The sequence below is a fragment of the Nocardia sp. NBC_01327 genome (assembly GCF_035958815.1).
In the GTDB taxonomy this organism is placed as follows: domain Bacteria; phylum Actinomycetota; class Actinomycetes; order Mycobacteriales; family Mycobacteriaceae; genus Nocardia.
In genome coordinates, this window is record NZ_CP108383.1 from 8,884,991 (window position 1) to 8,902,883 (window position 17,893).

17 protein-coding genes and 3 tRNA genes are annotated in these 17,893 nt (G+C 66.8%); 11 read left to right on the forward strand and 9 right to left on the reverse strand.

All coding sequences use genetic code 11. From position 1 onward, the window contains the following. Nucleotides 1-2: 2 nt before the first annotated feature. The 4 genes from rpmG to OG326_RS40650 form a co-directional block, all read right to left on the reverse strand. The gene (gene rpmG, locus OG326_RS40635; protein WP_029925945.1) at nt 3-173 is read right to left on the reverse strand and encodes a 50S ribosomal protein L33; all 171 of its coding nucleotides are present in this window, start codon (nt 171-173) and stop codon (nt 3-5) included. A gap of 46 nt (nt 174-219) precedes the next feature. Beyond that, nucleotides 220-292: transfer RNA gene (locus OG326_RS40640), tRNA-Met, on the reverse strand. Nucleotides 293-368: 76 nt separating this feature from the next. Further along, nucleotides 369-441 (reverse strand) — tRNA-Thr (locus tag OG326_RS40645). 248 nt (nt 442-689) lie between these two features. After that, a tRNA-Tyr gene (locus OG326_RS40650) sits at nt 690-772 on the reverse strand. Nucleotides 773-912: 140 nt separating this feature from the next. On the opposite strand from OG326_RS40650, the gene OG326_RS40655 reads away from it, so the two are divergent. Continuing rightward, nucleotides 913-1,404: a YajQ family cyclic di-GMP-binding protein gene (locus OG326_RS40655; protein ID WP_327142393.1), complete on the forward strand. Its 492-nt coding sequence runs from the start codon at nt 913-915 to the stop codon at nt 1,402-1,404. Nucleotides 1,405-1,591: 187 nt separating this feature from the next. On the opposite strand, the gene htpX is transcribed toward OG326_RS40655, so the two are convergent. Then, a complete protein-coding gene (gene htpX, locus OG326_RS40660; RefSeq protein WP_327142394.1) occupies nt 1,592-2,503 on the reverse strand; it encodes a zinc metalloprotease HtpX in 912 nt (303 codons plus the stop codon). Between the two features lie 156 nt (nt 2,504-2,659). Beyond that, complete coding sequence (locus tag OG326_RS40665; protein ID WP_327142395.1) at nt 2,660-3,682, reverse strand: polyprenyl synthetase family protein; 1,023 nt, start codon at nt 3,680-3,682, stop codon at nt 2,660-2,662. A gap of 161 nt (nt 3,683-3,843) precedes the next feature. On the opposite strand from OG326_RS40665, the gene OG326_RS40670 reads away from it, so the two are divergent. Genes OG326_RS40670 through OG326_RS40680 form a run of 3 tightly spaced genes read left to right on the forward strand, consistent with a single transcriptional unit; the run spans nt 3,844 to nt 6,026 of the window. After that, on the forward strand, nt 3,844-5,118 hold the full coding sequence (locus OG326_RS40670) for a geranylgeranyl reductase family protein (RefSeq protein ID WP_327142396.1): 1,275 nt from the start codon (nt 3,844-3,846) through the stop codon (nt 5,116-5,118). Continuing rightward, on the forward strand, nt 5,115-5,582 hold the full coding sequence (locus tag OG326_RS40675; protein WP_327142397.1) for a helix-turn-helix transcriptional regulator: 468 nt from the start codon (nt 5,115-5,117) through the stop codon (nt 5,580-5,582). Before OG326_RS40670 ends, OG326_RS40675 begins: the two co-directional genes overlap by 4 nt. A 9-nt stretch (nt 5,583-5,591) precedes the next feature. Next, nucleotides 5,592-6,026, forward strand: a complete 435-nt coding sequence (locus tag OG326_RS40680) for a VOC family protein (protein ID WP_327142398.1) — start codon at nt 5,592-5,594, stop codon at nt 6,024-6,026. A 76-nt stretch (nt 6,027-6,102) separates the two neighbouring features. Here OG326_RS40680 and OG326_RS40685 read toward each other — a convergent pair whose 3' ends face one another. Continuing rightward, nucleotides 6,103-6,606 carry a DUF2505 domain-containing protein gene (locus OG326_RS40685; RefSeq protein WP_327142399.1) on the reverse strand — a complete coding sequence of 168 codons (504 nt, stop codon included), beginning with the start codon at nt 6,604-6,606 and terminating at the stop codon, nt 6,103-6,105. A 195-nt stretch (nt 6,607-6,801) separates the two neighbouring features. Between OG326_RS40685 and OG326_RS40690 the strand changes: the two genes are divergently transcribed. The 4 genes from OG326_RS40690 to OG326_RS40705 all read left to right on the forward strand — a co-directional run bounded on the left by OG326_RS40690 (nt 6,802) and on the right by OG326_RS40705 (nt 13,774). Further along, nucleotides 6,802-7,233 carry a DUF3592 domain-containing protein gene (locus OG326_RS40690; RefSeq protein WP_327146753.1) on the forward strand — a complete coding sequence of 144 codons (432 nt, stop codon included), beginning with the start codon at nt 6,802-6,804 and terminating at the stop codon, nt 7,231-7,233. Between the two features lie 9 nt (nt 7,234-7,242). Further along, nucleotides 7,243-7,956 (forward strand): demethylmenaquinone methyltransferase, encoded by a 714-nt coding sequence (locus OG326_RS40695; protein WP_327142400.1) that lies wholly within the window; start codon nt 7,243-7,245, stop codon nt 7,954-7,956. 95 nt (nt 7,957-8,051) lie between these two features. Further along, a complete protein-coding gene (locus tag OG326_RS40700) occupies nt 8,052-12,635 on the forward strand; it encodes a molybdopterin-dependent oxidoreductase (protein WP_327142401.1) in 4,584 nt (1,527 codons plus the stop codon). A gap of 155 nt (nt 12,636-12,790) precedes the next feature. After that, nucleotides 12,791-13,774 carry an alpha/beta hydrolase gene (locus OG326_RS40705; protein ID WP_442791099.1) on the forward strand — a complete coding sequence of 328 codons (984 nt, stop codon included), beginning with the start codon at nt 12,791-12,793 and terminating at the stop codon, nt 13,772-13,774. Here OG326_RS40705 and OG326_RS40710 read toward each other — a convergent pair. Further along, on the reverse strand, nt 13,771-14,805 hold the full coding sequence (locus tag OG326_RS40710; protein ID WP_327142403.1) for an aldo/keto reductase: 1,035 nt from the start codon (nt 14,803-14,805) through the stop codon (nt 13,771-13,773). The two genes, OG326_RS40705 and OG326_RS40710, sit on opposite strands and share 4 nt — an antisense overlap. Before the next feature lie 82 nt (nt 14,806-14,887). On the opposite strand from OG326_RS40710, the gene OG326_RS40715 reads away from it, so the two are divergent. From OG326_RS40715 to OG326_RS40725, 3 genes are all read left to right on the forward strand, one after another. Next, nucleotides 14,888-15,517 (forward strand): TetR/AcrR family transcriptional regulator, encoded by a 630-nt coding sequence (locus tag OG326_RS40715; protein WP_327142404.1) that lies wholly within the window; start codon nt 14,888-14,890, stop codon nt 15,515-15,517. Between the two features lie 55 nt (nt 15,518-15,572). Continuing rightward, nucleotides 15,573-15,806: a hypothetical protein gene (locus tag OG326_RS40720; protein ID WP_327142405.1), complete on the forward strand. Its 234-nt coding sequence runs from the start codon at nt 15,573-15,575 to the stop codon at nt 15,804-15,806. Nucleotides 15,807-15,896: 90 nt separating this feature from the next. Further along, complete coding sequence (locus OG326_RS40725) at nt 15,897-16,160, forward strand: hypothetical protein (RefSeq protein WP_327142406.1); 264 nt, start codon at nt 15,897-15,899, stop codon at nt 16,158-16,160. Nucleotides 16,161-16,203: 43 nt separating this feature from the next. Here the strand turns inward: OG326_RS40725 and menD are convergent, their stop codons facing one another. Continuing rightward, a complete protein-coding gene (gene menD / locus OG326_RS40730) occupies nt 16,204-17,838 on the reverse strand; it encodes a 2-succinyl-5-enolpyruvyl-6-hydroxy-3-cyclohexene-1-carboxylic-acid synthase (protein ID WP_327142407.1) in 1,635 nt (544 codons plus the stop codon). Between the last annotated feature and the right edge of the window lie 55 nt (nt 17,839-17,893).

Genomic DNA, 17,893 nt, shown 5'->3' on the forward strand with positions numbered 1-17,893 from the left:
AGTTAGCGAGACTCGCGGTGGGCCCGGTGGGTACCGCAGTTCGGGCAGAACTTCTTGAGCTCGAGACGATCCGGGTCGTTACGCCGGTTCTTCTTGGTGATGTAGTTGCGGTGCTTGCACTGCTCGCAGGCCAAGGTGATCTTGGGCCGGATATCAGTGGACTTCGCGGCCACGATGCGCCTTCTTTCCGGTCAGCCTGATAGTTAAATCAGTATTGGGTAGCGATGGCCGGACTTGAACCGGCGACACAACGATTATGAGTCGTTTGCTCTACCAACTGAGCTACACCGCCATGCGGAGGATTCGCGGCGGCGATAGCCCGGTCCATCGATCTGGATGCCGAGTCGGTCACCACCGGCAATCCGGCGAGCCCCCTAACGGAATCGAACCGTTGACCTTTTCCTTACCATGGAAACGCTCTACCGACTGAGCTAAGGGGGCATGTCTGCTTAGCTCCGGTCTTTGGAACCGGGCGCTGAAGACTTGAACGAGGTTACACAACATCCGACCCACTCTCCAAACCGAGTGGTCAGAGCAGGTTTTCCCACCCTTCGGAGTGGGTATCCCGCTCCCAGGACCGGCTGCCGGTCGACAACGGCGTCGACCACCGGCAACCGGAGTTCCTGCTGCAAGGCTGGGTTGGATGCACAGAACCCCCCGAGACCCTGAGGTCTCGGGGGGTTCGTGTGTGGCAGATGTAGGATTCGAACCTACGTAGGCTTTCGCCGACGGATTTACAGTCCGCTCCCATTGGCCGCTCGGGCAATCTGCCTGGGTGCACCTTGCAGCGCGGTGACGAGAATACATCGAACACCCGCCCGCAATGCAAACCGGCTGGAAAACGCGGTGCCGGACGGACTACCTTCGTCGGGGCACACCCCAAAACTTCCGATCTCGGACAGGAGCACAAGCGTGGCCGATTCGTCGTTCGACGTTGTCAGCAAGATCGATCGCCAGGAGGTCGACAACGCCCTCAACCAGGCGTCGAAGGAGATCGGGACCCGCTACGACTTCCGCGGCACCGGCGCCAGCATCGAATGGTCCGGTGAGGAGAAGATCGTGCTCTCCGCCGAGGCCGAGGATCGCGTGAAGGCGGTCCTGGAGGTGTTCAAGGAGAAGCTGATTCGCCGCGACATCTCGCTGAAGGCCTTCGACGCCGGCGATCCGCAGATCTCCGGAAAGGTGTACAAGATCACAGGCACCCTGGTCGAGGGACTCTCCTCCGAGAATGCCAAGAAGATCGCCAAGAAGATTCGCGACGAAGGCCCCAAGGGCGTGAAGGCGCAGATCCAGGGCGAGGAACTGCGGGTCAGCAGCAAGAACCGCGACGACCTGCAGGCCGTGATCTCCCTGCTGAAGAACGCCGACTTCGACATCGCCCTGCAATTCGTGAATTATCGGTAACCGCCTCTCCGAACCTTCAGCGCACGGCTGAGTGCCGTGAACGGTTGGCGACGCGTGCCGGCGGCTGGGTGCCCATTCCATTTTGGACGTCCCCGGCGAGTTACCCCGACCTCACGAAATCAGTTGTCACCATGCATAATCCGGGCCCCGGACCACTAGGTCCGGGGCCCGGGCTTTGCTTGTGTTCTCAGTACTCCCGGGTTCCGGGTGAGCCCGCGGTGCCGCCCGCCATCGCCTCCAGACGGGCGATGCGGTCGGCCATGGGCGGGTGGGTGGAGAACCAGCGCGCCATCTTGTCGCCGGCCCGGAAGGGGTTGGCGATCATCAGGTGCGACTGTGCGGTCAGCTGCGGCTCCGGGGGCAGCGGGGCGGCCTGGACCCCGCGTTCGAGCTTGCGGAGCGCTGACGCCAGCGCCAGGGGGTCGCCCGTGAGGGCTGCGCCGTCCTCGTCGGCCTGATACTCGCGGGAGCGGGAGACGGCGAGTTTGATGAGCGAGGCCGCGATCGGGCCGAGCAGCGAAACCAGCAGGATGCCAATGACATTCGGGCCCTCGCCATTGCGATTGCCGCCGAAGGCGCTGGCGAAGAAGGCCAGGTTGGCCAGGCCGGAGATGATCGAGGCGAGTGCGCCCGCCACCGACGAGATCAGGATGTCGCGGTTGTAGACGTGCGAGAGTTCGTGGCCGAGCACCGCGCGCAGTTCGCGCTCGTCGAGGATCTGCAGGATGCCGGTGGTACAGCAGACCGCGGCATGCCGCGGATTGCGGCCGGTCGCGAACGCGTTCGGCGCATTGGTGGGGCTGATGTACAGCCGCGGCATGGGTTGCCGTGCCGCCGTGGCCAATTCGCGCACGATGCGATACATGACCGGCGCTTCCAGTTCGGTCACCGGCTGGGCGTGCATGGCCTTGAGGGCCAGTTTGTCGCTGTTGAAATAGGCGTAGGCATTCATGCCCACCGCCAGCAGAACAGACAGGATCAGAATCGTCGGACTGCGGAACATGGCGCCCGCGAACACGATCAGCGCCGACATTCCGACGAGCAGCCCGAATGTCTTCACACCGTTGGCATATCCATGCACTGTTCCGCCTCTCTGCATCTTCGGCCTGTCACTGAGTGCCGCGAGACCGAGCTCCAGGACTTACGTCAGATGTCTGGTCCGGGTCTGGACGTACCCGATGAGTTACCCAGACCTCACGAAATCTGTCGTTGCGTTACTCCAGGTCAACGATGCGGGCGGGGGTGAAGTTCCCCGTCAGCCGACCCGTTCGATTGTGTACCGAACCAGCCGCTCGAGGGCCTCATTGGCCGGACCACCGGGCAGGGCGGAGAGTTCGGCGTGCGCGATATCGCCGTAGCCGTGCAGTTTTTCCTTGGCCAGCACCATGCCGCGGGAGCGGGCCAGCAGGTCCAGGGCCTCTTCCACCTCGGCGTCGGTCTCCAGCGGGTGGGCCAGCAGCTTGCGCAGCCGGTCGCCGTCGGAGCCCTCGTCCCGCAGGGCGTAGAGGACGGGCAGGGTGTGCACGCCTTCGCGCAGGTCGGTGCCGGGGGTCTTACCGGACTGCTCGGAGACCGACGAGATATCGATGATGTCGTCGGAGATCTGGAAGGCGGTGCCGACCGCGTCGCCGAGGCGGGCCAGGCGTTCCACATGCTCGAGGCCCGCACCGGAGAAGGTGCCGCCGAAACGCCCGGACGCCGCGATGAGCGAACCGGTCTTCTCCCAGACCACGCGCAGATAGTGCTCGACCGGATCCTGCGACTGCCGCGCGCCGATGGTCTCCCGCATCTGGCCGGTGACCAGTTCGGCGAAGGTTTCGGCGATGATGCGTACCGCGTCCGGGCCGAGGGTCGAGACCAGCCGGGAGGCGTGCGCGAAAAGGTAGTCGCCGGCCAGGATGGCGACGCTGTTGCCCCAGCGGGAGTTCACGCTGGGCGCACCGCGGCGCATCGAGGCCTCGTCCATGACGTCGTCGTGGTAGAGCGTGGCCAGGTGCACCAGTTCGACCACGGTGCCGGCGGTGATCAGATCCGGGCTGTCGGGCCGCGGGCCCAGCTGACCGGTGAGAATGGTGAACAGCGGACGGAAGCGCTTACCACCGGCCTTGGCGAGGTGCAGCGCGGCCTCCTGCAGGAAATCCTCCCCGTCGGACAGCTCTTCGATCATCAGGTCTTCGACTTCGACCAGGCCTTTACGCACTGTTTCCGCGAGCTCGGGATCGCCGAGATCCACCCCCGCCACCACCGTGCTCTCATCGCTCACAGCCGATGCGCTCATTTCATCTCCCAGTGCCGCGTCCGACCCCACGCCAAAGAACCTAGCGTGTGGACACCTGGCCCCCTAGGCACACCACCGTAGTGCGACGCACCGAACACTGCAGTATGGCGCTGCACACCCGATCGCTGCACCGATCCTCATGGGCTGCAAGTATTGAGCGCATGGGTTCAGCGGAAGTCGCGCCGGAGCAGGGGCAATCGTCGAGTGTGCTGCCCGCGCATGCCGATGTGCTGGTGGTGGGGGCCGGACCGGCCGGATCGGCGGCCGCGGCGTGGGCCGCGCAGGCCGGGCGGGATGTGCTGCTGACGGATGCGGCGGTGTTCCCGCGGGACAAGACCTGCGGCGACGGGCTGACCCCGCGCGCCACCGCCGAGCTGGAGCATCTGGGGCTCGGGGATTGGCTGCGGGCGCACACCGTCAATCGCGGGCTGCGCATGGCCGGGTTCGGGCGCGAGGCCCTGCTGCCGTGGCCGGGCGGATCGTTCCCGGCGTACGGCAGCGCGGTGCCGCGCACCGAACTCGACGACAAGCTGCGGGAGACCGCGGTGAAGTTCGGGGCGCGAATGGTGGAGGGCGCCAAGGTCGTCGAGGTGGCGCGGGACGGTGATCGGGTCACCGGGGTGACCGTCAAGACCGATTCCGGATTGCAGGCGGTGTCCTGCAAGGTGCTGATCGTCGCGGACGGAGTGCGGTCGCCGATCGGAAAACTGCTGGGGCGCACCTGGCATCGCGAATACGCGTACGGGACCGCGGCGCGCGCGTACATCAAATCCGAGCGCAGCGATGATCCGTGGATCACCTCGCATCTCGAATTGCGGGATGCGAACGATGAATTGGTGCCCGGGTACGGCTGGGTGTTCCCGCTCGGCAACGGTGAGGTCAATATCGGGGTGGGATCGCTCGCCACCGAGAAGCGGCCCTCGCATATTTCGCTGAAACCGCTGCTGCAGCACTATGTTTCGCAACGCCGCGCGGAGTGGGGCTTCGAGGGTGAGGCGCGTGCCGTGGCTTCGGCGCTGCTGCCCATGGGTGGTGCGGTCTCGAATGTGGCCGGGCGCAATTGGGCGCTGGTCGGCGATGCGGCGGGCTGCGTGAATCCGCTCAACGGCGAGGGCATCGACTACGGCCTCGAGGGCGGGCACATGCTCGCGGAGCTGCTGGACGAACCCGATCTGACCACGCTCTGGCCGCAGACGCTGCGGGCCCGCTACGGCCGGACCTATTCGGTGGCACGGCGTTTGGCCGCGCTGGCGACCCATCCGCGGGCGGTGCCGCTCGGCGGTCCGCCGGTGATGCGGTCGAAGCTGTTGCAGCGCACGGCGGTTCGGGTGATGGGCAATCTGGTGACCGATGAGGATCTGGATCTCACCGCCAAACTGTGGCGTGGCGCGGGGCGGGCGTCGATGCGATTCGACAAGCTGCAGCCCTTCGCATGAGCACCCGGCCGGTCGCCGAGGAACTGCTCCCGCATCTGCGGCGTGCACGGGATCTCGCCGACCGGCACTATGCGGAGCCGCTGGACCTGGACGGTCTGGCGGCCGCCGCCGGGGTGTGCAAGTACCACTTCCTGCGCTGTTTCGCCGCGACCTACGGCAAGACCCCGGCGCTGTATCTGGCGGAGCGGCGCATCGAGCGCGCACAGGACCTGCTGCGCGCCACCAATATCACCGTGACCGAAACCTGCATGCTGGTCGGCTACAGCAGCCTGGGTTCCTTCAGCCGCAAATTCACCGATCTGGTGGGGATGTCGCCCTCGGAGTATCAGGCCAAATTCGCCGTCGAGGGCGCGCCCCACATTCCCGGGTGCTACGTCTTCATGCACGGTCTCTCGGACCGGAAACCGGTCGAGACCGGCGACACCGCAATTTCGGAGAAGCGTCCCGGGGCTGCGGGTCCCTAACCTTGCGGTATGACGATCACCAACGTTTCCCTGGCCACCGTGTACGTGACCGATCAGAGCGCCGCCAAAGAGTGGTACACCGACAAACTCGGGTTCGTGGAGACCGCCGATGTGACCATGGGCGACAACGGCTTCCGCTGGGTGACCGTGGCGCAGCCGGATCATCTCGAACTGGAGGTGACCCTCATGCTGCCGGGGCCGCCGCTGGACGAGCAGCTGGCCGAGGCCATTCGGCGGTCGCTGGCCAGCGGTACGCACGGCGCGCTCGGGCTGCGAACCGATAACTGCCAGAAGACTTTCGAGGAGCTCAGCGCCAAGGGCGTGGAGTTCGTGCAGCCGCCGTCGGAGCGCCCCTACGGCGTGGAGGCGATCATTCGCGACAACTCCGGGAACTGGCTCGTGCTGGTGGAGAACCGCGATTTCGATCCGACCCGGGGGCAGTAAGTCCGGGGGCGGGGCAACGAGAACCCGTGGGCGCGGGTGGGCGCACCCACGGGTTTATCGCTCAATCGGAGTTAGGTCAGGCGTTCTGCGCGGCGAACCAGGCCTCGATGGACTTGCGCTCGCTCTTCATCACCTTCTCGAGCAGGTTCTCCACCAGCGGCTCGATGGCTCCGCCGACCAGGGGAACCTTGACGTTCACCGTGCCGGCGGCCTCGATCTCGGAACCCTCGGCGGTGGGCCGCAATTCGAGGGTGCCCGACATCTCGGTGGTGATACCGGTGGAGGCGCCCTGGAAGGTGCCCTTGGCGATATCGCCGTCGAGCACGCCCCAGCTGTCGGTGCGCTGGAGTTCGAGGTCGCTCTTGAGGACCTTCTTGACCAGGCCCGGAATCTTGTCTTCGGCTGCTTTTTCGGTCATATGGATGCGAATGGTGCCGGGCCCGTCCGGATGGGACAGGTTCAAGGTGGCGGTGGACGCGCCGGTGAAGCGGGAATTCCACATCTCGTCGTTGGTCAGTGCCCGGTGAAGCTCTTCTACCGGAACGCTGTACTGCACGGTGAAGCTGAATTTACGGGACATGGCGGCAACGGTAGTCCAGTCATGGAATAGCCTGGTGAAGTGTCGGAAACCAGCCAGTCTGTCACCGCAGCGGAGCGGAGCAGGCTTACCGCAGCGGAGCGGAGCAGTGTGACCGGGGCGGAGCCGGATCCCACCGCGCCGACGGTCGCCGACGCTCCCCCCTCACCGCCGGTGACCCGCTGGCGGCGCACGCGCATGGGAATCCTGATCGCCGCGTCGGCCATCAGCGTGCTCGCGGTGCTGCTGGTGCTGGCCGCTTGGAAGGACGATCGGCTCATCAGCTCGGATATGGGCACGACCAGCGGTGAAGTGCTGTCGGCCGGACGCCTGCGGTCCGCGGTCATCTTCGTGACCCCGGACGGTGAGACGCACAATCCCAAGGTCGGCGTGCTGTACCCGACCCGGCTGACCGTCGGCGAACGCATCAATGTCGAATATCAGCGCAGCGATCCCGATCTGGTCCGCGTGGCCGGTCGCGATGCGCGCGTCGCGATCATCCCGGCGCTGTCGGTGATCGTGGTGACATGGGCGGTGACGATTCCGGCGCTCTGGCTGCTGGGTTCGCGGCCCGCGCGGTTGCTCGGCGCGGTCCGGAGGCGATGGTCGCGCGCCCGCGCCGGAAGCTAATGTGCGGGGGTGGCGAAAACAGAGCGGCGGGAATCGGTTCGGGCCTCGTTGGAGAAGCAGCCGCACGAGGTCGCGTCGATGTTCGACGGGGTCGCGAAGCGGTACGACCTCACCAATACGGTGATCTCCGGTGGCCAGGACTATTACTGGCGATGGGCGACGCGTAAAGCCTTGGCGCTGCGGCCCGGTGAGCGGGTGCTGGATCTGGCCGCGGGCACCGGCGTCTCCACGCTCGAGCTGGCCAAGTCCGGCGCCTGGTGTGTGGCCACCGATTTCTCGCAGGGCATGCTGGCGGCGGGGCGGTTCCGCAAGGTCCCGATGGTGGCCGGTGATGCCATGGCGCTGCCGTTCGCGGATGAGTCCTTCGACGCGGTGACCATCTCGTACGGTCTGCGCAATGTCGCCGATCCGGATCTGGCGCTGCGCGAGATGCTGCGCGTCACCAAGCCCGGCGGGCGGCTGGTGGTGGCGGAGTTCTCCACGCCGACCTTCGCGCTCTTCCGCACCGTCTACATGGAGTACCTGATGAAGGCGCTCCCGGCGGTGGCCAAGCGGGTCTCCAGTAATCCGGATGCCTACGTCTACCTGGCGGAATCCATCCGGGCCTGGCCCACGCAGACGCAGCTGGCACTGCGGATCGCCGATGCCGGCTGGTCCTCGGTCAAGTGGCGCAATCTCTCCGGAGGCGCGGTGGCACTGCATCGCGGCTTCAAACTGGACTGACCTCACCGAGGCGGACACCCGCTGTGCGGCGGAATGTCATCTGCCGATAACGCCAGGTAAATCCGGCGCAATCGGGAGTGACGAAGATCGGAACCATGCCGGATTCCACCACTCCCCTGACGAGCACCCGGACTGCGTGCTCGTACTGCGGAGTGGGCTGCGGCATGGTCGTGCACACCCGGCCCGGCGAATCCGGTGCGCCGGTGATCGCGTCGGTCAACGGCGACAAACTGCATCCGGTGAATGCGGGACGCCTGTGCACCAAGGGCGCGACCCACGCCGAGCTCATGCGTACGGACGGGCGGATGGAGACCGCGTACCGGCGGCCGGAACGCGGGCAGCCGCCGATGCCGGTGCCCCTCGACACGGCGATCGAGGAGGCCGCCGAGCGGTTGCGCGCGATTCTCGACGAGCACGGCCCGGATGCGGTGTCGCTCTACGTCTCCGGGCAGATGTCGATCGAAGCCCAGTATCTGGCAAACAAATTGGCCAAGGGCTATCTGCGGACCGTGCATATCGAAGCCAATTCACGGCTGTGCATGGCCAGTGCGGCCACCGGATACAAGCAGTCGTTCGGGGCGGACGGGCCGCCCGGCTCGTACGAGGACCTCGACCACGCGGATCTGTTCTTCGTGATCGGCGCGAATATGGCGGACTGCCATCCGATTCTGCTGCTGCGCATGGCGGGACGGTTGAAGGCGGGCGCGAAACTGATCGTGGTGGATCCGCGGCGCACCGAGACCGCGAAGAAGGCCGATCTGTTCTTGCAGATCCGGCCGGGTACGGATCTGGCGCTGCTGAACGGACTACTGCATCTGCTCGTCGAAAACGGTGACATAGACGCCGAATTCATCGCCGAGCACACGCAGGGGTGGGCGGCGATGCCGGAATTCCTCGCCGATTACGCGCCCGCGCAGGTCGCCGGGATGACCGGCCTGACCGAGGCCGATATTCGCACCGCCGCGGAGTGGATCGGCGCGGCCGGTGAATGGATGTCGCTGTGGACCATGGGTGTGAATCAGTCCACGCACGGCACCTGGACCACCAATGCGATCATCAATCTGCATCTGGCCACCGGCGCGGTCTGCCGCACCGGCAGCGGGCCGTTCTCGCTCACCGGGCAGCCGAATGCCATGGGCGGGCGCGAAATGGGTTATATGGGACCGGGATTGCCCGGACAGCGCAGTGTGCTGTCGGCGGCGGACCGGGCCTTCGTGGAGACGGCGTGGGAGCTGGAACCCGGTGCGCTGCGCGATAAAGCCGGGCCGGGCACCGTCGAGATGTTCCGCGGGCTCGCGGACGGTGCCATCAAGGCGTGCTGGATCATCTGCAGCAATCCCGTTGCCTCCATGGCGAATCGGAAGACGGTGATCGACGGGCTGGAAGCCGCCGAGCTGGTGATCGCCCAGGATGTGTACACCGAGACCGCCACCAACTCCTATGCCGACCTCATGCTGCCCGCCACGCTGTGGGCGGAATCGGATGCGGTGATGGTGAATTCGGAGCGCAATCTGACACTGCTGCCGCAGTCGGTGCCGCCGGTGGGCGAGGCCCGGCCGGACTGGCAGTTGATCGCGCAGGTGGCGAGCGCCATGGGATTCCCCGGCTTCGACTACCAGACCAGTGCCGAAATCTTCGAGGAGATACGGCAATTCGCAAATCCGGTGACCGGATACGACCTGCGCGGCATTACCTACGAGGCGCTGCGGGACGGGCCCATGCAGTGGCCGTGCCCCGATCCGGCACAGCGCCGCAATCCCATTCGGTACCGCAATGACGGTATCAGCCAGCACCTGTTCACCGATGAGAGCGGGCTGCAACCGCGCCTGGCCTTCGCCACCCCCAGCCGGCGCGCCGTCTTCTGGCCTCGCCCGCATCTGCTGCCCGCCGAAATGCCCGACGACGATCACCCCTTCGTGCTCAATACCGGTCGCCTGCAACATCAATGGCACACCATGACCAAGACCGGCAAGGTCGCGAAACTGGTCAAGCTGAACGGCGACCCGTTCCTCGAGGTGCACCCCGACGATGCCGCCGCACTCGACCTGCACGAGGGCGATCAGATCGAAATCGCCTCGCGCCGTGGACGCGCCGTACTCCCCGCCCGTATCAGCGACCGCGTACTCCCGGGCTCCTGCTTCGCCCCGTTCCACTGGAACGACGAACAGGGCGAATACCTGACCATCAATGCCGTCACCAACGACGCCGTAGACCCGGACTCCCTGCAACCGGAGTTCAAGGCCTGCGCCGTCCGACTCCGCAAGGTCGCCGCCGTCTCCGCCACCTCCCACCAGATCCCGGCCACCGACCGCAGCCGCGCGGACTCCCCCACAACCGTCGCCGACAGCCATCCGATCGGAGGAGTGGCCGGTCCGTTCGGAACGGAGAATGGTCTCGACGGTCCGATCGGCTCCGACCGAGATCCGATCCACGCCAACAGTGGTCCGAACGGAAGTGCGTCGACTCCGTACGGCACGGGAGCGGACAGTGCCGGGCGCGCTGGCGGAGTGCATCCGCTGGCGGCGATGCTCGGGCTCGACGGGGCGGTCGCGCCGACGCTGAGTGAGGCCGAGCGAATCTATCTGGGCGGGTATCTGGCGGCATTGCAGACCTTGCCGGTGGCAGGGGTGCCGGTACTGCCGGAGACGGCGCCACTGTCGCGGGGCAGCCGATTGTGGATCGACGGGTTGCTTGCCGGGATGTATTCCCGTGGGGTGCAGCCGGAGTCGGCCGGGATATCCGAGGGATACCCGCTCTACGAAGCGCAGCCGGGCGGTGGGCCGGCGTCCGAGCCGGTCACGCGAGCGGTCACTGTGCTGTGGGCTTCGCAAACCGGGACCGCGGAGGAATTGGCAGCGGCAGTCGCAACACGGCTCGCCGCAGCCGATTTCACGCCCCGGCTGCTGGATATGGACTCTGCCGACCTTGCCGAGCTGAGCGGTGACGTGCTGGTGATCACCAGCACCTTCGGCGACGGCGGACCGCCGGACAATGGTCAGGAGTTCTGGGATCGACTCAGCGACAGCGCGATTCGACTCACCGGAATGCGCTATGCCGTCTTCGCGCTGGGCGATTCGTCCTACGACGAATTCTGCGGACATGGCCGGAAGCTGGACGAGCTGCTCACCAAATGTGGTGCGACCCGGCTCCTTCCACGCATGGACAGCGAACCCGATCACGACGATCTGTCGGAGCAGTGGATCGAGGACGTGACCGCCGCGCTGCGTAGCGGGCCGGAAACCCCAGGGCCGGAGACGATTCCGCCGGGCGACGCACCTGTCCCGGGCAGTACTCCGGCCTCGGGTGGGACACCGGCCCCGGGCGGCAGGTCAGCGCACGGCACGTTGCCGTTCACCGGCGGCGCGCATACTCCCCCACGCACTGCGGCTCCCAGCGATATCGGGACCCGCAGCGGCGTGTTGTCACATCACGGCGGATTCGGCCCCGGTGGAGGAGCCTCGCCCGGCGGTGAAGTCCCGGTCGGTGTGGTCGCCCGGCCGTACTCCCCCGCTTCCGGCGGATCTGCTCGAGGCTCCGTGAGCACGCTGGCTCCGGCTCGATTCACTCGTAATGCACCGCTTCCGGCGCGACTGGTGCGTAATGAGTTGCTGTCTCGGCCGGGTTCGGAGAAAGAGGTGCGGCAGTTCGGGTTCGACCTGCGGGGGCTGGACGCGAGTTACGAGGTCGGGGATTCGCTGGGGATCAAGCCTGCCAATTGTGATGCGCTGGTAGCGGAATGGCTGGCGGCGACCGGACTGGACGGGCGGCGGCCGATCGATCTGGAGGATCGGGAGTTGCCGCTGGCGGAGGCGCTGCGCACGCATTACGACATCACCAAGGTGAGTACCGATCTGCTGTCGTTCATTGCCGAGCACAATGCGAGTCCGCGTCTGGCGAAACTGCTGCGCCGCGACAATCGCAATGAGCTGGACAGTTATCTGTGGGATCGGCAGCCGGTGGATGTGCTGCGCGACTTTCCGGTGCGGGCAGATCTGGTGGAGTGGCTGGGCACGCTGAAAAAGCTGCAGCCGCGCCAGTATTCGATTTCCTCGAGTCCCCTGGTCGACCCGCACGAGGTGCAGCTGACGGTCGGCGTGGTGCGCTACGGCAATCCGGTGACCGCCGGCGCGGCCCGGCGCGGCGGCGTCAGCTCCACCTTCCTGGCCGATCGCGCGGGTGAGGCGCCGATCTTCCTGCAGCGCGCCCCGCACTTCCGCCCGCCGCTGGATCCGAACGCGCCCATGATCATGGTCGGTCCGGGCACCGGCATCGCACCGTTCCGGGGTTTCCTGCACGAGCGCCGCGCACTCGGCGGCAGGGGCCGCAATTGGCTGTTCTTCGGCGATCAGCACGCGGCGGACAATTTCTATTACCGCGCGGAGCTCGAGGATATGTTCCGCTCGGGCTTCCTGACCCGGTTGGATCTGGCTTTCTCGCGGGATCAGCGGGAGCGGGTCTATGTGCAGCACCGCATGATCGAGCACGGTGCGGAACTGTGGGCGTGGCTGCGGGAGGGCGGCCATTTCTATGTCTGCGGTGATGCCGCGCGGATGGCCAAGGATGTGGACGACACCCTGCTGCGGATAGCCCGGATTCACGGCAAATTGAGCGAGGAGGCCGCACTGGCCTTCAAGAAGCAGCTGGTCGCCGAGAAGCGCTACGTGCGCGACGTGTACTGAGCCCCGAATTCTCTGGGGTTCCCAGCCATGGATTTCCCGGATCCTCTTCCCTACGATGTGAAATCGTCGTGTTTACAACGGAGGGTCGGGTCTTGAACCGAAGAATCACCGGGCGAATCGCATTGGCGGCCTTGGCGTCTGCCGTGTCGATCGGAATGGGCGCGTATCCCGCGACAGCGGATACCCCGACCGCCCCCGGAGTGACCACCACGGCGAAATCACCCGACGGTTCCTACATCAAGAACGTCACGGTCAAGGACGATCGCAATATCCAGCTCCAGGTCTACTCCGCCGCCATGGACCAGACCTTCCCGGTGGACGTCCTGCGCCCCGCCGATACCGCCGACGCTCGGCCCACCCTGTATCTGCTCAATGGCGCGGGCGGCGGCGTCGACAATGCCTCCTGGCAATTGCGCACGGACGCACTGGATTTCCTGTCCGACAAGAACATCAATGTCGTGCAGATCATCGGCGGCGCGTTCACCTGGTACACCGACTGGCTGAAGCCCGACAAAGCGCTCGGCGTGAACAAGTGGTCGACCTATCTGGGTCAGGAACTGCCGCCGCTGATCGATGTCGCCCTGAATACCAATCGGGTGAATGCCATTGCGGGACTGTCCATGGCGGGCCTGCCGGTACTGAACTCGGTGATCTTCAACCCCGGCCAGTACCGCAGCGCCGCCGTCTACAGCGGCCTCTCCCAGACCACCACGCCGACCGGGCGCGAGGCCGTCAAGATGACCACGGAGCTCTACGGCGGTGGCGACGTCCAGAATATGTGGGGCGCGGACGACAACCCGCTCTGGGCGGCCAACGACCCCACGATCAATGCCGAAAAACTGTGCGGCACCAACCTTTTCATCTCCACCGGCACCGGAATCCCCGGCGCCTATGACATGCCGGGCGGCAAATTCCGCATGGAGAAGCCCGCGGACTACGCGCAGACGGTCGCGCTCGGCGGCTTCATCGAAGCCAATATCGACGCGTCCACCCATACCCTGCAGGACCGTCTCGACCAGCTGAACATTCCGGCGACCTTCGTCTACCGCAGCACCGGCACCCATTCGTGGGGCTACTGGCAGGACGATCTGAAGACGTCCTGGCCGGTGCTGGCGGCGGGCCTGTACTCCGCGCCTTAGACGGCGGGCGGATTCAGCCGGGTGAAATCCGCGAGCCGGTAGTACGGGTAGTAGGGATAGGGCGGCGTCACCGCGCTCGCCTTGTCCAGCCGCGCGATCTGCTCGGCGTCCAGGCTCCAGCCCACGGCGCCGAGATTCTGCCGCAGCTGCTCCTCATTGCGCGCGCCGACCATGACGGTCGCGACGGTGGGGCGGGTGAGCAGCCAGTTCAGTGCGATCTGCGGAACGGTGCGGCCGGTCTCGGCGGCGAGGTCGTCGAGCACATCGACCACGTCGTAGAGCACCTCGTCGTCCACCGGCGGACCCGCCGCGGCGGTCAGGTGCAGGCGGCTGCCCTCCGGAAGTGGTTGGCCGCGGCGGATTTTGCCGGTGAGGCGACCCCAGCCGAGCGGGCTCCACACCACCGCGCCGACGCCCTGATCCACGCCGAGCGGCATGAGCTCCCACTCGTAGTCGCGGCCGACCAGCGAGTAGTAGACCTGGTGCGCGACATAGCGCGGGAGACCGTGACGGTCCGCCGCGGCAAGGGATTTCATAAGTTGCCAGCCGGCGAAGTTCGAGGCGCCGACGTAGCGGATCTTGCCCGAGCGCACCAGATCATCCAGTGCCGCAAGGACTTCCTCCACCGGCGTGCCCGCGTCGAAGGCGTGCAACTGGAACAGGTCGATGTAGTCGGTGCCGAGCCGCCGCAGTGAGCCCTCGACCGCGCGGATCAGGCGGGCGCGCCCCGAACCGGCGTCGCAGGGTCCGGGCCCGGTCGGCAGGGAGGCCTTGGTGGAGATCAGCAGATCCTCGCGGCGGCCCCGAATCGCTTCGCCGAGAACCTCTTCCGACGCGCCGTCGGAGTAGACGTCGGCGGTGTCGAACAGGGTGACACCCGCCTCCAGGCTGATGTCGACGAGGCGGCGGGCCTGCCGTGCATCGGTATCACCCCACGCGCTGAAGAGCTCACCGCGGCCACCGAAGGTGCCCGCCCCGAAGCTCAATGCCGGAACCATCAGACCTGATGCGCCGAGCCTGCGGTACTCCATGACAACCCCTAACGGAACTACAGTTTCATTAACAAAATCGACGATACACTCTGTCCGTCGCAAATGGAACTGGAGGCCCGTTATGGAGCAGGACATCACCGCGCCGGGATCGATCCGCCCGGGCGGGCGCACCGCGCGCGTCCGCGATGCGGTACTGCGCGCCGCCGGAGATCTGCTCACCGAACGCGGTTTCGCACAGCTGGACCTGGCCGAGGTGGCCGCCCGGGCCGAGGTCGGCAAGACCACCGTCTACCGCCGCTGGCGCACCCCCGCCGGACTGGTCGCCGACCTGCTCGTCGAGATGGCGGAAACCTCACTGCCGCACAGTGATACCGGTTCACTGCGCGGCGATCTGGACGCCAATGCCCGACTCGTCGCCGGCACCCTCACCGACCCGCGCCAGGGCCGCCTCTTCCGCGCCCTGCTCGCCGCCGCCACCACCGACGACACCGCGGCCACCGCCCTGCACGCCTTCTACGACACCCGCCTCACCGAATGGTCCCCCTGCATCGAAACAGCCGTCACCCGAGGCGAACTCCCACCCGGCACCGACCCCCGAGCCGTCCTCTCCGCCGTCTCGGCCCCCCTCTACTACCGCCTCCTCACCGCCGGCTCCCCCATCGACGAGACAGCGATCACCACCGCCGTCGAAGCCGCCGCCCTCGCCGCCCGAGCAGGCGTCTTCGCCACAGGACCGCAACCGGTTCGTTAGCGGGATCTGTGCCGTATTCCTCGCGAAAAGTGCTGGTAGCGAGGAGAATTGGAAGATGAAGGGTGATCGCGTGGAGATCGTCGTCGATATGGGCGGCGAGTCTCGAAATTACGAAGTGACGGCCAGCCGAGCCGGGCGGCGCGTCGAGGTGCGCATAGCGCGCGGGGTGGTGGAGGTCAGTGAAGTGACCAGGACCGGGACGACGGTTCGCACCGCACGATTCATGGCCGGAAAGGTATTGGCGCTGGTCGAGCATCCAGCCGAGAACGGAGCGCTGCCCGGGGAGTGATGCCCGGGTTGCCGTACCGGCGCGGTCGGGGCATCCTCGGAGGTGCCCGACTTCACCCGGTCACACCGATACGGCGGAGAGGAGCATCCGATGACCGAACGCATCGACGCGGTACCCGAGGCCGACTATGTCGAGCAGCACACCGCGGCTTTTCCGAGCGATTCCGCGGATCCGGAGCCTTATCCCGACAGGGACGCAAGCGCGGACCTGCTGGACTCGGATTCCGAGATCACCCAGCCACCCTCCGGGGACAGCGGCTGGACGGCCGACGAGGCGGATCTCATCGAACAATCGATACCGGTCCCGCTGGGCGAGGAGTACGACGCCTCCGGCAGCTCCGACACCGAATACTGACGGCGAGTGATCGGGGCGGCGGCCGATGCCGCCGCCCCGATGCTCACTTCGAAATGCCCGCGCGCACGGTGGCGTGCAGTTCGCGCAGGCTGGACCGCTCGGTCGCGACCTCCAGCACTCGAATGCCGTGTGCGTGACCGGTCAGCGCCACCGCCAATTCCGCCGGATCGACCTGCCGGTGCGGCACCCGATAGGCGGCGCACAACGCGGCCAGATCCATACCGTGCGGAGTGCCGAACACCCGCTCGAAGACGCCCGCGTACTGCGGATCGCCCTGTTCGAGCAGTTCGAAGATACCGCCGCCGTCGTCATTGGCGACCACGATGGTGAGGTCTTCGGGCCGCGGTTCGCCCGGGCCGATGAGCAGTCCGGACGCATCGTGCAGGAAGGTCAGATCACCCATGAGCGCGACGGTCCGCCCCGAATGGGTCAGTGCCGCACCGACTGCCGCCGACACGGTGCCGTCGATACCGGCCACCCCGCGATTGGAGAGCACCCGGATGCCGGGCCGCGGCTGGGAGACCAGGGCCGCGTCGCGCACCGGATTCGACGCGCCCAGCAGCAATTGATCGCCGTCGTGCAGCGCGTTCATCACCACTTCGGCCACATGCAGACCGGTCGGCTTGGGGTGTGCGTCCAGCTCCGCGCGCACCACCGCGATCGCCTTCTCGTTCAGGTCGCGGCACTGCTCGAGCCATTCGGCGCGCGGACTGCCGTGCGTGACGGCCCGGGTGCCGGTGCCCACCACATTCCCGGACACATCGGGCCAGCGCGGCCCGGTGGTCAGCGCGTACACCACGACCTCGGGATCGGCGAGCACCTGCGACACCTGCCGATGCAGGGTGGGCCGGCCGGTGATGATGGCCTGCTTCGGCCGGAGCAGGCCGAGTGCGAGCGGATGCAATGCGGGCCCGTGCTGCGGCGCGGTCGGTTCGGCGACGGTCGGCAGATCCGCGAGTTCCGGCCGGCGCCCCGCACCGTGCCCGGAGATGACCACGGTATCGGCGGTGAGATCGATATCGAGCGGTACGTCCAGGGTCGCGTATTGCGTTGCGGTCCAAGGGGCGTCATCGGCGCGCCCGACCGGCAGCAGCTCGCCGGCGGCCATATCGGGGACCAGCGGTTCGCGCAGCGGAATGTCGAAGTGCACGGGCCCGGCATTGCCGGAGCGGGTGCCGCGGGCGGCGGCCAGCACGCGGCAGACGGCCGAACGCCACACGCTGTTCTGCTTGCCGTACTGCTCCGAACCGTTTTCGGTCTCGGCCAGGCCCAGGCTGACGGTGGCGCGCACCTGGCTGCCGAAGAGACCGAGCTGCTCCACGGTCTGATTGGCGCCGGTGCCGAGCATTTCGTAGGGCCGGTTGGCGCTGAGCACGATGAGCGGCAGTCGCGCGTAGTTGGCCTCGAGCACGGCCGGGCCGAGATTGGCGACGGCGGTGCCGGAGGTCATGACGACGGGAACGGGGCGTCCGCTCGCCGCGGTCAGGCCGATGGCGAGGAAGCCGGCGCTGCGTTCGTCGATGCGCATGTGCAGGCGCAGCCGCCCGGCGGCATCGGCGGCCTGTAATGCGAAGGCCAGTGGTGCGTTTCGCGATCCCGGGCACAGGACCACGTCTCGCACTCCGCCGCGCGCGAGCTCGTCGACGACGACCTGCGCCTGTGCTGTCGAAGGATTCACCCTCTCAGCCTCTCAGACAGTCGCTCATCACGCTGCGTCAGCCCGCTCACACCTG

Excerpts from the sequence above, each read along its gene's own strand:
- htpX (WP_327142394.1), bottom strand. The coding sequence starts at position 2,503 with ATGCAGAGAGGCGGAACAGTGCATGGATATGCCAACGGTGTGAAGACA.
- OG326_RS40715 (WP_327142404.1), top strand. The coding sequence starts at position 14,888 with ATGGAGCAGGACATCACCGCGCCGGGATCGATCCGCCCGGGCGGGCGC.
- OG326_RS40675 (WP_327142397.1), top strand. The coding sequence starts at position 5,115 with ATGAGCACCCGGCCGGTCGCCGAGGAACTGCTCCCGCATCTGCGGCGT.
- OG326_RS40680 (WP_327142398.1), top strand. The coding sequence starts at position 5,592 with ATGACGATCACCAACGTTTCCCTGGCCACCGTGTACGTGACCGATCAG.
- OG326_RS40670 (WP_327142396.1), top strand. The coding sequence starts at position 3,844 with ATGGGTTCAGCGGAAGTCGCGCCGGAGCAGGGGCAATCGTCGAGTGTG.
- OG326_RS40685 (WP_327142399.1), bottom strand. The coding sequence starts at position 6,606 with ATGTCCCGTAAATTCAGCTTCACCGTGCAGTACAGCGTTCCGGTAGAA.
- OG326_RS40690 (WP_327146753.1), top strand. The coding sequence starts at position 6,802 with ATGGGAATCCTGATCGCCGCGTCGGCCATCAGCGTGCTCGCGGTGCTG.
- OG326_RS40700 (WP_327142401.1), top strand. The coding sequence starts at position 8,052 with ATGCCGGATTCCACCACTCCCCTGACGAGCACCCGGACTGCGTGCTCG.
- OG326_RS40665 (WP_327142395.1), bottom strand. The coding sequence starts at position 3,682 with ATGAGCGCATCGGCTGTGAGCGATGAGAGCACGGTGGTGGCGGGGGTG.
- OG326_RS40710 (WP_327142403.1), bottom strand. The coding sequence starts at position 14,805 with ATGGAGTACCGCAGGCTCGGCGCATCAGGTCTGATGGTTCCGGCATTG.
- OG326_RS40720 (WP_327142405.1), top strand. The coding sequence starts at position 15,573 with ATGAAGGGTGATCGCGTGGAGATCGTCGTCGATATGGGCGGCGAGTCT.
- OG326_RS40725 (WP_327142406.1), top strand. The coding sequence starts at position 15,897 with ATGACCGAACGCATCGACGCGGTACCCGAGGCCGACTATGTCGAGCAG.
- OG326_RS40705 (WP_442791099.1), top strand. The coding sequence starts at position 12,791 with ATGGGCGCGTATCCCGCGACAGCGGATACCCCGACCGCCCCCGGAGTG.